Genomic DNA, 12,398 nt, shown 5'->3' on the forward strand with positions numbered 1-12,398 from the left:
CGGTGTTGCCGGACGGAGAAGCGGAAGCGGTCGGAGGATGGACGCCGCGGGAGCCCCGGACGTGCCCGGCGGCTCAGAGCGACGCGACCCAGTTGGACAGCAGCCGGGCGCCGGTGTCCCCCGACTTCTCGGGGTGGAACTGGGTCGCCCACAGCGGGCCGTTCTCGACGGCGGCGACGAACGGCGCACCGTGCTCGGCCCAGCTGACCTTGGGCGGGCTCATCGCCGGGTTCGTGACCGTCAGTTCCCAGTCGTGGACGGCGTAGGAGTGGACGAAGTAGTAACGCTCGCCCCTGGGCAGCCCTTCGAAGAGGCGTGACCCCTCGGCGGGAGTGACCGTGTTCCAGCCCATGTGGGGCACCGAGTGATCGGCGTCCGCCTTCAACGGCCCCACGGTGCCCGGCCATTCGCCCATGCCCTCGGCCTCGACGCCGTGCTCGATCCCGCGGGAGAAGAGGATCTGCATGCCGACGCAGATGCCCAGCACGGGGCGGCCGCCGGCAAGACGGCGCTCGATGATCCAGTCGCCGCGTGCCGCCCGCAGCCCGTCCATGCAGGCGGCGAAGGCGCCCACGCCGGGCACCAGCAGCCCGTCGGCCGCCATGGCGGCGTCGTAGTCGCGGGTGATCTCCACATCGGCGCCGGCGCGCGCGAGCGCACGCTCGGCCGAGCGCACGTTGCCGAAGCCGTAGTCGAAGACGACGACCTTCTTGCGCCCGTCGTGCGCGCTCGCGGAGTTCCCTGTCTCCGCAGCCGTCTCTCCCGTGCTCATGTCCACACCTCCAGCCGCAGGATCCCGGCGAGCAGCGCCAGTGCGGCGCCCGCGCCGAGCACGGCGATGACTCCCTTGGGCTGCTTCTGCTTCCAGAAGGCAATCACCCCGCCGAGCAGGAACAGGCCGACGAAGATGAGAACAGCCGACAGGCCCGTCACAGCGCGCCCTTCGTGGAGGGGATGCCGCTCTGCCGCGGGTCGATCTCACTGGCGTAACGCAGCGCGCGGGCAAGGGCCTTGAACTGGCACTCGACGATGTGGTGCGCGTTGCGCCCGTACGGCACGTGCACGTGCAGCGCGACCTGTGCCTGCGCGACGAAGGACTCCAGGATGTGCCGCGTCATCGTCGTGTCGTAGTCGCCGATCATCGGCGCCATGCCCTCGGGTTCGCTGTGCACGAGGTACGGGCGGCCCGACAGGTCGACCGTCACCTGGGCCAGCGACTCGTCCAGCGGCACGGAGGCGTTGGCGAAGCGCACGATCCCGCTCTTGTCGCCCAGGGCCTGCTTGAAGGCGGCGCCCAGCGCGAGAGAGGTGTCCTCGATCGTGTGGTGGCTGTCGATGTGCAGATCGCCCTCGGTCTTGACCGACAGGTCGAACAGGCCGTGGCGGCCCAGCTGGTCGAGCATGTGGTCGTAGAAGCCGACGCCCGTGGAGATGTCGGCCTTGCCGGTCCCGTCGAGGTTGATCTCGACGAGGACCGAGGTCTCCTTCGTGCTGCGCTCCACGCGGCCCACGCGAGCCAGAGTCATCGGGTGGTCTCCTTTGTCACTGCACGTACCGCGTCGAGGAACGCGTCGTTCTCTTCGGGCGTGCCCGCGGTCACCCGCAGCCGGCCCGGCACTCCGTTGTCCCGCACGAGCACCCCGTGCTCCAGCAGGGCCTGCCACGTGGCGTGAGCGTCGTCGAACCGGCCGAACTGGACGAAGTTGGCGTCGGACTCGGTCACTTCGAGCCCGAGAGCCAGCAGCTCCCGCACCAGCCGGTCCCGCTCGTCCTTCAGCCGCGCCACGTATCCGAGCAGCGTGTCCGTGTGTTCGAGGGCGGCGAGCGCCGTGGCCTGCGTGACCGCGGACAGGTGGTAGGGCAGGCGCACGAGCTGCACCGCGTCCACGACGGCGGGGTCGGCGGCGAGGTAGCCCAGCCGCAGCCCCGCGGCTCCGAACGCCTTCGACATCGTACGGGTCACCACGAGGTTCGGCCGTCCCTCGATGAGCGGCAGCAGCGACGGCCGGTGCGAGAACTCGCCGTAGGCCTCGTCCACCATCACCATCGACGGCCCGGCCGCCTGCGCCGCCTCGTACAGCGCGAGGACCGTCTCCCGCTCGACCGCCGTGCCCGTCGGATTGTTGGGCGAGCAGACGAAGACGACCGAGGGGCGCTGCTGAGCGATCGCGCGCACAGCGGCCTCCGTGTCGATCGTGAAGTCCGCACGGCGCGGCCCGGACAGCCAGCCGGTGCCCGTGCCGCGGGCGATGAGCCCGTGCATCGAGTACGAAGGCTCGAATCCGATGGCTGTGCGGCCGGGCCCGCCGAAGGTCTGCAGCAGCTGCTGGATGATCTCGTTGGAGCCGTTGGCGGCCCACACCTGGTCCCGGGAGACCTCGAAGCCGGTGGTCCTGGTGAGGTAGGAGGCCAGGGCGGAGCGCAACTCCACGGCGTCCCGGTCCGGGTAGCGGTTCAGCGTGCGGGCGGCCTCGGAGACGCGCTCCGCGATGCGCTGCACCAGTTCCTCGGGCAGCGGGTACGGGTTCTCGTTGGTGTTCAGCCGTACGGGCACGTCCAGTTGCGGGGCGCCGTAAGGGGTCTTGCCGCGCAACTCGTCCCGGACGGGAAGCTGTTCGATGCCGGTCACTTGCTCTGCGGCACCTTTCCCTCGAACCTTGCCTTCAGGGCCGTCCCGTGTGCCGGCAGGTCCTCTGCCTCCGCGAGCGTGACGACGTGGTGGGTGACCTCCGCGAGGGCGTCCCGCGAGTAGTCCACGACGTGGATGCCGCGCAGGAACGACTGCACGGACAGCCCGGAGGAGTGGCAGGCACAACCGCCGGTCGGCAGCACGTGGTTGGAGCCCGCGCAGTAGTCGCCGAGCGAGACGGGCGAATAGGGGCCGACGAAGACCGCGCCCGCGTTGCGCACCCGTGCCGCCCAGCCCGCCGCGTCCTCGGTCTGGATCTCCAGGTGCTCCGCCGCGTAGGCGTTGACGACCGCCAGGCCGTCCTCCAGCGAGTCGACGAGCACGATGCCGGACTGCCGCCCGGCCAGCGCCTCGCTGATCCGCTCACGGTGCCGGGCGACGGCGACCTGCTCCTTCAGCTCGCCCTCGACCGCCGCGGCCAGGTCCTCGGAAGGGGTGACCAGGACGGCCGCGGCGACCGTGTCGTGCTCGGCCTGGCTGACGAGGTCGGCGGCGACGTGCGCCGGGTCGGCCGTGTCGTCGGCGAGGACCGCGATCTCGGTGGGACCGGCCTCGGAGTCGATGCCGATGCGGCCCTTGAGCAGCCGCTTCGCGGCCGCGACGTAGATGTTGCCCGGGCCGGTGACCAGCTGCGCGGGCGGGCACTCGTCGGTGCCGTGCGCGAACATCGCGACCGCCTGGGCACCGCCCGCCGCGTACACCTCGTGCACACCGAGCAGCGCGCACGCGGCGAGCACCGTCGGGTGCGGCAGCCCCCCGAACTCGGGCTGCGGCGGCGAGGTGACCGCGAGGGAGTCCACACCGGCCTCCTGCGCGGGCACGACGTTCATCACGACCGACGACGGATACACGGCCCGCCCGCCCGGCACGTAGAGGCCGACCCGCTCGACCGGCACCCACCGCTCGGTGACCGTGCCGCCGGGCACGACCGTGACGTCCGAATCGCTGCGCCGCTGCGCACGGTGGACGATGCGGGCGCGGCGCACGGACTCCTCCAGAGCGGCCCGCACCTGAGGGTCCAGCCCGGCCAGCGCCTCCTCCAGTGCCTCGCGCGGGACGCGGACCTGCTCCAGCGTCACCCCGTCGAACCGCTGCGCGTACTCGATGAGCGCCTCGGTGCCGCGATGCCGTACGTCCTCACAGATCGGCCGCACCTTCTCCAGGGCGGCCTCGACGTCCAGCTCGGCACGGGGCAGCAGATCACGGTCGAACCCGCCGTCTGCGGAGACGGCGGAACCGCGCAGGTCGATTCGGGAGATCACGGGTCCAGTCTCTCAGACGGCGTCCGCCCACCGGCCGCGCGTATCAGTGAGTGATACACGCCCCTGGAGACGAACCCTGCCTCCGGCGTTCATACGGTCACGCAGGGGGAAAGAAGCGGACGGGCACCGGGCGCGGCCGCCCGGGCGCCCGGCCGAGGGACCGGACACGACCGGCCCGGTCCGCAGTCGACGTACCGGACAGCCCGGGGCCGCAGCAGCCCGGAGGGCCGCCGGACAGCCGAGCAGAGGGGGAAGACGACCGGTGAGCGAGTCACTGGAGTCCAGAGAGCCGCCGTCCTGGCTGACACGGGCCGAATGGGGCATGTGGCAGGCGTTCGTCAACGGCAGCGACTACGACCTGCGCAGCGGCGAAGCGGAACTGGACGACCCCAACGGGGACCACGACTGGGGCCCGGAACGGACCGTACGCGCCCGCGTCATCGCGCATCTGCTGCTGCACGGGCCGCCGCCGCTGCTGGGGCGCGTCGCGTCGCTGCACGTCTCGGGCGCCCTGATCACCGACGTGCTGGACCTCTCCGGCGGCATCATCGAGCCGTACTTCGAACTGCGGCAGTGCCGCTTCGAACGCGAGGTGCGGATGGCGGAGGCCCGCATGCACACCGGGCGCCTCGTCGACTGCTACATACCGCGCCTGGAGGCCGCCCGGCTCAGCACCGACGGCGACCTGCACCTGCCGCGCTGCTCGATACCCGAGGGCATCAAGCTCACCGACGCCACCATCGGCACCGATCTGATGCTCAATGAGGCGACGGTCGGCAGCGGCCGCCGCATACGTGCCATCGCCGCCGACGGCATCACCGTCTCCCAGGAGCTCCAGGCCAGCCTCCTGGTGACCGACGGCGAGGTGAGCCTGCGCGGGGCGACGGTCGGCAGCTCGCTGCACATGTTCGGCACGGTGTTGCGCAACACCAAGGGCCGCTACGCCCTGTACGCCCCGCAGATGACCGTCGAGCACGTCGCCAGCTTCGCCGACGCCAACCGGGGACGCTCCTCGCAGCTGCGGGAGGGCGCCACTCCCGCTTCCGGCACCCCCGTCCCCTTCACCTCCGACAGCGGCAGCCGCTGGCGTACGAAGCACTTCGAGTGCACGGGCGGGGTGGTGCTCGACGACGGGCGGTTCGGCTCCTCCCTCGTCATCGAGAACGCCCGCTTCGAACTCGGACGGGACCAGGAGCTGTCCCTGCGCCGCATCCAGACACCGGAGCTGAACTTCACACCGCGCGCCCCGGAGCGGGGCCTGACGGTGCTCTCCGGCGCCAACGTCGAGAAGCTGCTCGACCGGGTGGGCAGCTGGCCGAGGGACCAGCGGCTGTGGATGGCCGGCTTCACCTATCAGCAGGCGATCCCCAAGGAGGGCCACTTCAACGTCCGCGAACGGCTGCGGTGGCTGGCGGCTGCCACACCGGAGTATTCGCCGCTGCCCTACGAGCAGTTGGCGCTGATGTACCGCAACAGCGGTGAGGACACCAACGCCCGTGCGGTGCTCCTGGCCAAGCAGCGGCGCCGCCGCGAGACGCTTCCGCTGGTGGGCAAGCTCTGGGGCTATTTACAGGACTGGACGGTCGCCTACGGGTACCGCCCGGCCCAGGCGGCGCTGTGGATGGCCTTGCTGTGGGCGGCGAGCGCCATGTACTTCGGGGCGCATCGGCCGGACCCGCTCAAGGGCGACGAGTCGCCGCACTGGAACGCCACGCTGTACGCGCTGGACCTGCTGCTGCCCGTCATCAGCCTCGGACAGGACAACGCCTGGGACCCGAGGGGCGGGCCGCAGTGGGTGGCGGCGGGGCTGATCCTGCTCGGCTGGATCCTCGCGACGACCGTCGCCACGGGGGCGACGCGGCTCCTGCGCCGTCAATGACCCGCGGCGGGTCACCGGCCGCGGACGATTCGCCGACGGTGAACCGCCGCGCCACGCACCGCCCGGACGGCACTCCTGATCGATCGGGAGCACCGGGCGCCTCCCGAAGGCTTTAGGCTTACGCGTTGTGACAACCGCGCTTCCGCTCTTCCCGCTCAACTCGGTGCTGTTCCCTGGCCTGGTACTGCCGTTGAACATCTTCGAGCAGCGATACCGCGCGCTGATGCGGGACCTGCTGAAGATTCCCGAGGACACGCCCCGGCGTTTCGGCGTCGTCGCCATCCGCGACGGCCGGGAGACCGCGCAGACCTCGACGGGTCTGCCGGAGAGCGCGCACCCGGCGGGCACCGGGCCTGCGGCCGGTTTCGGCGCCGATCCGATGGCGTCGTTCTACTCGGTCGGCTGCATCGCCGACGCCTCGACGATCCGCGAACGCACCGGCGCGGCAGGGGGCCCTGCCGCATCGGGCGCATCCGGCGGAGCCGGAGCGGACACCGGCGAGGCGTCCCCGGAGGAGGACGAGGCCGCGGGCGACGGCCCGGGCTACGAGGTCCTCGCCACCGGCACCACCCGCTTCCGGCTGCACTCCGTGGACGCCGGCGGCCCGTACCTCATGGGAGAGGTCGAGGAGCTGCCGGAGGAGGAGGGCGACGGAGCGGGCGCGCTGGCCTCCGGAGTGCTGCGTGCCTTCCGCGGCTACCAGAAGCGGCTGGCGAGCGCGCGGGAGCGGACCCTGGCCGCCGGGCAGGAGTTGCCGGACGATCCGTCGGTCGTCTCGTATCTGGTGGCCGCCGCCACGATCCTCGACACCCCGACGAAGCAGCGCCTGCTCCAGGCCCCGGACACCGCGACGCGGCTCGCGGACGAGCTGAAGATCCTCCGTCGCGAGACGGCGGTCATCGGGAAGCTGCCCTCGCTGCCGGCTGCGGATCTCACACGGGACCCGACCAGCCCCAACTGAGCGTGCGGCACGGCGGCTTCGGACACACGCAGGACGGCACTCGCCGGGCGGAGGGGCAGCGATGGCGAAGAAGAAGAGACAGCCGAGGCAGCAGCAGGCGGCGACTCCGGCGACTCTCGCCGCGGCACGTGCGGAGGTGAAGTTCACCACGCACTCCTACGAGCACGACCCGTCCGCGCCCTCTTACGGCGCGGAGGCCGCCGAGGCCCTGGGCATCGCACCCGAACGGGTCTTCAAGACCCTCGTGGCCGAGGTCGACGGCACGCTGACCGTCGCAGTCGTGCCGGTCTCCGCCTCGCTGGACCTGAAGGCCCTGGCGTCGGCGGCCGACGGCAAACGGGCGGTCATGGCCGACCCGGCGGCCGTCGAGCGCAGTACCGGCTATGTGCTGGGCGGCATCTCACCTCTCGGGCAGCGCAGGCCGCTGCCCACCGTCCTCGACGAGTCCGCCTCCGCTCACGCCACCGTCTGCGTCTCCGCGGGCCGCCGGGGCCTGGAGATCGAACTCGCTCCTGACGACCTCGCGGCGCTGACGCGCGCAGCCAGGGCACCGATCGCCCGCGGGGTGTCCTGAACCGCCGGTCGGCCGGGCCCGACGCTCACCAGTGGGGTGCCGCCTTGCCGTCCTCGGCCGGCGGCGGCGCGGCCGACTCCGGATCGCGCTGCCCGAAGACACCGATGAGCACCAGATGCGTCACGAGCGCGATGAACGGCCACACCAGCAGCGCGCCCATGGCCTGCAGTTTCAGCGGCCCGTCGAAGGTCTTGTCCTCGCCCGCGGCCTTCGCCGACGCGGTCAGGTCGCCGCTCGGGCCCAGCCAGACACCGAGCCGCCAGGCCACCACCGACCCCAGCAGCGCCCCCACGGCCACACCGACGACGATGCCGATTCCTCCGCCGCGGCTGCGCAGGAACGCCAGAAGGCCCGTCGCCAGACCGAGGGCGACCGCAAGCAGCACGAACGTGCCGTCCGCTCCGATCGCTTCCTCACCCTCCGGGTCCTTGAGGAACACGCCGCCGTCGACGCTGACGAGCGGGACGCGCGGCGCCAGCCAGAACCACAGCAGTCCCAGCCCCACTCCCAGGACGATGAGGGGCAGGGCGCACAGCACACCTGTGCGCACCTCCCGGCGCACATCGGGCCGTTCCTCGTCGAGGTGCTCGGGATGTTCCGGGCCGTGGGCCGCGTGGGCCGGCGGCCCGTCGGAGTAGCCGTACGAGGCGGGGTGGCCGTACGAGGGGTCGCTCCCGTACACGCCGTCGCTCCCGTACGCGTCGCCGCTTCGATACGCGTCTCCGTTCCCGTGCGCACCGGAGTCATCGCCTCCGTAACCGGCCGGACCGGGAGCCCCGTACGGAGAAGCGGGCTGATCGCCACCCGTGGGGTCGCCGCGCCGGCGCGGTTCCTGCTGTCCGTCGCCGTGCAGGCCGCCATGGCCGTCGTACGGGCGGGAGCGACGCGAGCGGTCGGGGTCCGGTGAGGAAGGCGTTGGAGCGGTCACGACGCCATCGTGCCAGTCCCGTACGGCGGTTCGGGCGGGGGGCGGCAGATGACTCTGCGGCGTACGGGCGCGAATTCGCCCATTCCGGCCCAGTCGGCGTACGGCTCCGGCTCCCGCACCTCCTCGGGTCTCCCGCTCAGCGCACCGCCGCGCGCCGGTACGCCCACGTCGCCAGGGCCAGGGACGCCACTCCGACGGCCGCGCACACACCCAGATCGATTGCCGCATGCCCCCAGTCGGGCCGCGCCTCGAACGCCCGGGCCAGTGCCTCCACGCCGTACGTCGAGGGCAGCAGGTCCCGCAGCAGCCCCACGGGCTGCGGCAGCCGCCCGCCCGGAAGGACGCCCAGCAGCAACGCGGCGGACATCCCCAACTGCCCGCAGAGAGTGGCGATCTCGGGCCTCGGCGCGAGGAGTCCCAGTGCGGCGCCCAGCCCGGCCAGAGCGGCCCCGGCGAGCGGGACGACGGCCAGGAGAATCCACAGACCGCTCAGCGGCAACTGGTAGAGCACGCCGCCCGCTACGGCCGTGACGAGGACTCCGGGCACGGTGAACGACGCATACGCCCCGGCGGCGCCGAGCACGACCGCCGCAGCGGGCACCGGCAGCGTGGCGTAGTGGTCCAGGCCCCCGCCCGCGCGCAGCTGCCCGAAGTACTGGGCGAGCAGATTCAGCGCCACGAACGCCACAACCAGGACGGACGCCCCGGCGACCACGGCTCTCGACTCGGCACCGCCGTCGACCACGCCCCTCATCAGCACCATGATCCCCAGCGACTGGAAGGTCGCCACGAACAGCAGCGGGATGCGGGCCACCCGTGCGCGGGAGAGCTGCGCCCGGTACACCGCGGCCAGCGAGGGCCACAGCCGTGCCCGGGGCGCGAGAGAGGCGGGAGGCTCCCCGGCCACGTCCCCGACGGCCTCCCGGGCCGGCTCCCCGGCCTGCCGCCCCGCCGTGCCGGACGACCCGGCGGACGCGCCCGCAGGCACCGCGTCCGCAGGCACCGCGTCCGCGGCACGGGCGTCCTCCGCGGTCCCGAGCGGAATCCGGCCGCGGACATCCGTCTCACCGGCCCTTGCACGTGCCCGGGCCTCTGCCTGCGCACGTGCCTGCGCCGAAGCGGCCGTACTCACACCTTCACCAGACCTTCCCCGCTGCCGCCCAGGGCGAGATACACATCCTCGAGGCTGGGCGTCGCCAGCGAGAAGTCGTCGAGTGCCGCGAAGGCCCGCCCCGTGGTGACCACGTCCACGGCGGCGCGGGCCGCCCCGGGCGGCATGCGCAGCGTCCAGCGGCGTCCGGACACCGCGGCCTGCGCGGCGAGAGCGGCGACCTGCGGTACGTCGAGGGGCGCCCGGTCGCGCCAGACGAGTTCGAGGCGTACGTCGCCGCCGACCATGGCCTTCAGCCCGCCGGGGGTGTCACAGGCGATGACCCGGCCGCGGTCCAGTACCGCCACCCTGTCGAGAACGGCCTCCGCCTCCATGACGTTGTGCGTCACCAGCACCACCGTCGCACCGCGCTCGCTTCGGCGGCGCTCCACCGCCGCCCACACCGCGCGCCTCGCCACCGGGTCCATGCCGGTCGTCGGCTCGTCCAGCACGAGCAGCGGGCGCTCCCCCACCAGCGCCGACGCGACGCAGGCCAGCCGCCGCTGGCCGCCCGAGAGCTTCCCGAGCGCACGGCCGGCGAGTGTGCTCAGGCCCAGCTCGTCCAGTGCCTCGTCACGCTCGCGGCGCGCGGCCGCCGCATCCAGGCCCCGAAGGCGTCCGGTCGTCTCCGCGGCCAGGGCGACGGTCAGTTCGTCGAGCGCGCCGGACTCCTGGCCGAGGTAGGCGAGGAGCCGTGCGGCACGCTCCGGGTGCCGCGTCAGATCGTGTCCGAGGATCTCGACCGTGCCGGAGTCGGGCCGCATCAGGCCCGACAGCTGTCTGACGACGGTGGACTTGCCCGCTCCGTTCGGGCCGAGCAGGCCGAAGATCTCGCCCTGCCGCACTTCGAGGGTGACGCCGTCGCAGGCACGGACACCCTCGGTGCCGGGGGCGTCCCGCGCGGTGCGCAGGGGATTGAGGGGGAGCGCGCCGAGGCGGCGCCGGCTCGTGGGATACGTCTTGACCAGGCGCGTCATGCGTACAGCGGCCCGCGCCGGGGTGCGCACGCTCTGCGCCGTCTGCTGCGTTGTGCCGGTTCCCACGAGCGACGAGCCTACGCTCCGCAGGCGGCGGGCCTTCCGGAAGGGTCGTTCACGGACGGATGGGGCTACTGCCCGGCGACGGAAGCGTCCTCGCCGGGGACGGCCTGCCCCGCGGCGGGGGCGTCGATCTCGCGCCAGAAACCCGCACGGATCGCGTACCGGTCGTGCTCGTCGATCTGGTCGTCCTTGTGCGTGAGCAGCCCGAAGCGCGCCGCGTAACGGAGCAGCTCCCCGTCGATGCGGTGCGGGATGCGCGGATACTCGCGGGCCAGCGACTGCACGTGTGAGGGGGCGGAGAGCCGCTCCAGCCAGCGCCGGGCGAAGACCTGGCCGACCTCGAAGGGGTCGCCGCTGACCGCCGTGATGTCCTCCTCGCGGTCCGCCCAGCGCTGCTCGGCCGTCGTCAGCTGGGCGAGCATCGGCAGTGCGGCCGCCTCCGGCGACTCACCGGGCGTACCGCGCTCCACCCAGCCCCGCTCGGAGGACCATCTGAGCGTCGTTCCGGGAGGGGTTCCCTGACCGGGCTGCGAGGGTGCGGGACGGCCGAGCCCCGCGAGGTCCTTGGGGGTGGGAACGCCGGTGAGGCCCTTGCCCGGGGCGGCCGCCGCGCCGTCCTCGCTCTCCTCCGGCGGCGTCTGCCCGTCGCTGTCGGCCGCGGTCCCGGCAGGTGAGGGGTCGGGCGATGCGGAATCCGTGTGAGGGACGGGCACCGCGGGCCCGCTGCCGTTCTTCGCCGCCTCGGGCAGCGGCGCGGACAGGATCGCCGCGATCTCCGGTCTGGACGCGGACTGCGGGTGGTAGGCGCCGGAGGGCTCCATGGCGCGCACGGCCTCGGTGATCCAGCTGCGGTCCAGGACCCGGCGTTCGTCGGCCTCGGCCACGAGGTCCTCGGACTGGTTGTAGTCGCCGTCCGCCGCTTGTACGGCCCACAGATGCACGGCCACACCGTGTTCCTTGGCCGACATCAGCCCGGGAAGGAGATCACCGTCGCCCGTGACGAGGACGATGTCGGAGCAGGCACGGTTGCGGGCCAGTTCGGTGAGCTCGGCGTGCATGGCCGCGTCGACGCCCTTCTGCGCCCAGCGGCCGTCGCTTCTGGTGAGCGCTCCGAGCCGTACGGTGACGCGCGGCATCACCCGGAGTCTGCGGTGCTCGGGCTGCGGCACCCGGTCGGGGGCGCCGTCGAACCAGTAGATCCGCAGCAGATCGCATCCGGTGTCGGCCTCGGCACGATCGCGCAGCCCGCGGATCAGGGCGGCGTGGTCGACGCTGATCTGGGAGCGCATGGGCTCTCCCGCCAGAAGACTCGCGGCGGCGCCCAACAGATATCCGGCATCCACCAGAACGACGCAGCGGTCCACGATCCACCCACTCTCGGTCACCGACAGCGGCCCACGGCCGGAGTCGTGTTTCGCCTTCGAGTCTGCCCGACCGTACAGGGCTTGGCGGCGGTGCACGATCACCGGCGTGGCGGCACAGATGCGGAGGAGGCGCAAGAGCACGAAGAACCGCCTCACTCACGGTGATTGTCCGACATGCGCGCTTCATACCCCCGTGCCAGGCTGAATTCGGCCCAAAGTTCAACGGTCACCAGGAGGCGATCATGGCCAAGGGCAGGAATCAGGAACGCAGTCAGAAGAAGGCCGGTGACAGCGAGCGCGACCGGAGCAGGACCGAGAGCGGTTCGGCGGAAGGCCAGCAGTCGCGCCCGTCGTCGGGCAGAAGCGTCAGCCCTGCTGACGTGGCCCGTAAGCATCAGCGGCGCTTCGGACACAACTGACCCTGCCTGGCGCAGAGGTCGACAACACTCCGTTTGATTCACCTGTGCCCTTGGGCACCGCACGTCGGCGCTTGATGAGGAGAGGGCGGCCCCAGCCCCGGGGCCGCCCTCTTCCTGTGCGCGGGTTCATGC

General features: G+C 72.3%; 13 protein-coding genes. 4 read left to right on the top strand and 9 right to left on the bottom strand.

Annotation, left to right across the window (positions count from 1 at the left end; genetic code table 11):
- Positions 1 to 73: 73 nt before the first annotated feature.
- Genes hisH through hisD form a run of 5 tightly spaced genes read right to left on the bottom strand, consistent with a single transcriptional unit; the run spans position 74 to position 3,951 of the window.
- Positions 74 to 772 carry an imidazole glycerol phosphate synthase subunit HisH gene (gene hisH / locus H180DRAFT_RS09125; protein WP_055485478.1) on the bottom strand — a complete coding sequence of 233 codons (699 nt, stop codon included), beginning with the start codon at positions 770 to 772 and terminating at the stop codon, positions 74 to 76.
- Entirely contained in the window at positions 769 to 933 is a 165-nt protein-coding gene (locus H180DRAFT_RS29765; RefSeq protein ID WP_055485479.1) for a hypothetical protein, read from the bottom strand. Before H180DRAFT_RS29765 ends, hisH begins: the two co-directional genes overlap by 4 nt.
- Positions 930 to 1,520 (bottom strand): imidazoleglycerol-phosphate dehydratase HisB, encoded by a 591-nt coding sequence (gene hisB, locus H180DRAFT_RS09130; protein WP_055485632.1) that lies wholly within the window; start codon positions 1,518 to 1,520, stop codon positions 930 to 932. The genes H180DRAFT_RS29765 and hisB overlap by 4 nt, the downstream gene beginning before the upstream one ends.
- Before the next feature lie 2 nt (positions 1,521 to 1,522).
- Positions 1,523 to 2,629, bottom strand: coding sequence for a histidinol-phosphate transaminase (locus H180DRAFT_RS09135; protein ID WP_055485480.1), 1,107 nt, complete (start codon positions 2,627 to 2,629; stop codon positions 1,523 to 1,525).
- Positions 2,626 to 3,951 (bottom strand): histidinol dehydrogenase, encoded by a 1,326-nt coding sequence (gene hisD / locus H180DRAFT_RS09140; RefSeq protein ID WP_055485481.1) that lies wholly within the window; start codon positions 3,949 to 3,951, stop codon positions 2,626 to 2,628. Before hisD ends, H180DRAFT_RS09135 begins: the two co-directional genes overlap by 4 nt.
- A gap of 322 nt (positions 3,952 to 4,273) precedes the next feature.
- On the opposite strand from hisD, the gene H180DRAFT_RS09145 reads away from it, so the two are divergent.
- The 3 genes from H180DRAFT_RS09145 to ybaK all read left to right on the top strand — a co-directional run bounded on the left by H180DRAFT_RS09145 (position 4,274) and on the right by ybaK (position 7,365).
- Positions 4,274 to 5,830: an oxidoreductase gene (locus tag H180DRAFT_RS09145; RefSeq protein WP_254665953.1), complete on the top strand. Its 1,557-nt coding sequence runs from the start codon at positions 4,274 to 4,276 to the stop codon at positions 5,828 to 5,830.
- A gap of 127 nt (positions 5,831 to 5,957) precedes the next feature.
- Positions 5,958 to 6,791 (top strand): LON peptidase substrate-binding domain-containing protein, encoded by an 834-nt coding sequence (locus H180DRAFT_RS09150; RefSeq protein ID WP_055485483.1) that lies wholly within the window; start codon positions 5,958 to 5,960, stop codon positions 6,789 to 6,791.
- Between the two features lie 61 nt (positions 6,792 to 6,852).
- The gene (gene ybaK / locus H180DRAFT_RS09155; protein WP_055485484.1) at positions 6,853 to 7,365 is read left to right on the top strand and encodes a Cys-tRNA(Pro) deacylase; all 513 of its coding nucleotides are present in this window, start codon (positions 6,853 to 6,855) and stop codon (positions 7,363 to 7,365) included.
- 25 nt (positions 7,366 to 7,390) lie between these two features.
- Here the strand turns inward: ybaK and H180DRAFT_RS30360 are convergent, their stop codons facing one another.
- The 4 genes from H180DRAFT_RS30360 to H180DRAFT_RS09180 form a co-directional block, all read right to left on the bottom strand.
- Complete coding sequence (locus tag H180DRAFT_RS30360; protein WP_254665939.1) at positions 7,391 to 8,293, bottom strand: hypothetical protein; 903 nt, start codon at positions 8,291 to 8,293, stop codon at positions 7,391 to 7,393.
- A 136-nt stretch (positions 8,294 to 8,429) separates the two neighbouring features.
- Entirely contained in the window at positions 8,430 to 9,296 is an 867-nt protein-coding gene (locus H180DRAFT_RS09170) for an ABC transporter permease (protein WP_055485633.1), read from the bottom strand.
- Between the two features lie 125 nt (positions 9,297 to 9,421).
- Positions 9,422 to 10,420, bottom strand: a complete 999-nt coding sequence (locus H180DRAFT_RS09175) for an ABC transporter ATP-binding protein (RefSeq protein ID WP_055485634.1) — start codon at positions 10,418 to 10,420, stop codon at positions 9,422 to 9,424.
- A 131-nt stretch (positions 10,421 to 10,551) separates the two neighbouring features.
- Positions 10,552 to 11,847 carry an NYN domain-containing protein gene (locus H180DRAFT_RS09180; protein WP_055485635.1) on the bottom strand — a complete coding sequence of 432 codons (1,296 nt, stop codon included), beginning with the start codon at positions 11,845 to 11,847 and terminating at the stop codon, positions 10,552 to 10,554.
- 242 nt (positions 11,848 to 12,089) lie between these two features.
- Between H180DRAFT_RS09180 and H180DRAFT_RS29770 the strand changes: the two genes are divergently transcribed.
- The gene (locus tag H180DRAFT_RS29770; protein ID WP_175437743.1) at positions 12,090 to 12,266 is read left to right on the top strand and encodes a hypothetical protein; all 177 of its coding nucleotides are present in this window, start codon (positions 12,090 to 12,092) and stop codon (positions 12,264 to 12,266) included.
- Positions 12,267 to 12,398: the final 132 nt, after the last annotated feature.

It is taken from the genome of Streptomyces sp. WMMB 322, assembly GCF_900090145.1.
GTDB lineage: Bacteria > Actinomycetota > Actinomycetes > Streptomycetales > Streptomycetaceae > Streptomyces.

What these genes read in the sequence shown, in the direction of transcription:
- H180DRAFT_RS29770 (WP_175437743.1), top strand. Translation starts at nt 12,090, where the DNA reads ATGGCCAAGGGCAGGAATCAGGAACGCAGTCAGAAGAAGGCCGGTGAC.
- hisH (WP_055485478.1), bottom strand. Translation starts at nt 772, where the DNA reads ATGAGCACGGGAGAGACGGCTGCGGAGACAGGGAACTCCGCGAGCGCG.
- H180DRAFT_RS09145 (WP_254665953.1), top strand. Translation starts at nt 4,274, where the DNA reads ATGTGGCAGGCGTTCGTCAACGGCAGCGACTACGACCTGCGCAGCGGC.
- ybaK (WP_055485484.1), top strand. Translation starts at nt 6,853, where the DNA reads ATGGCGAAGAAGAAGAGACAGCCGAGGCAGCAGCAGGCGGCGACTCCG.
- H180DRAFT_RS09175 (WP_055485634.1), bottom strand. Translation starts at nt 10,420, where the DNA reads ATGACGCGCCTGGTCAAGACGTATCCCACGAGCCGGCGCCGCCTCGGC.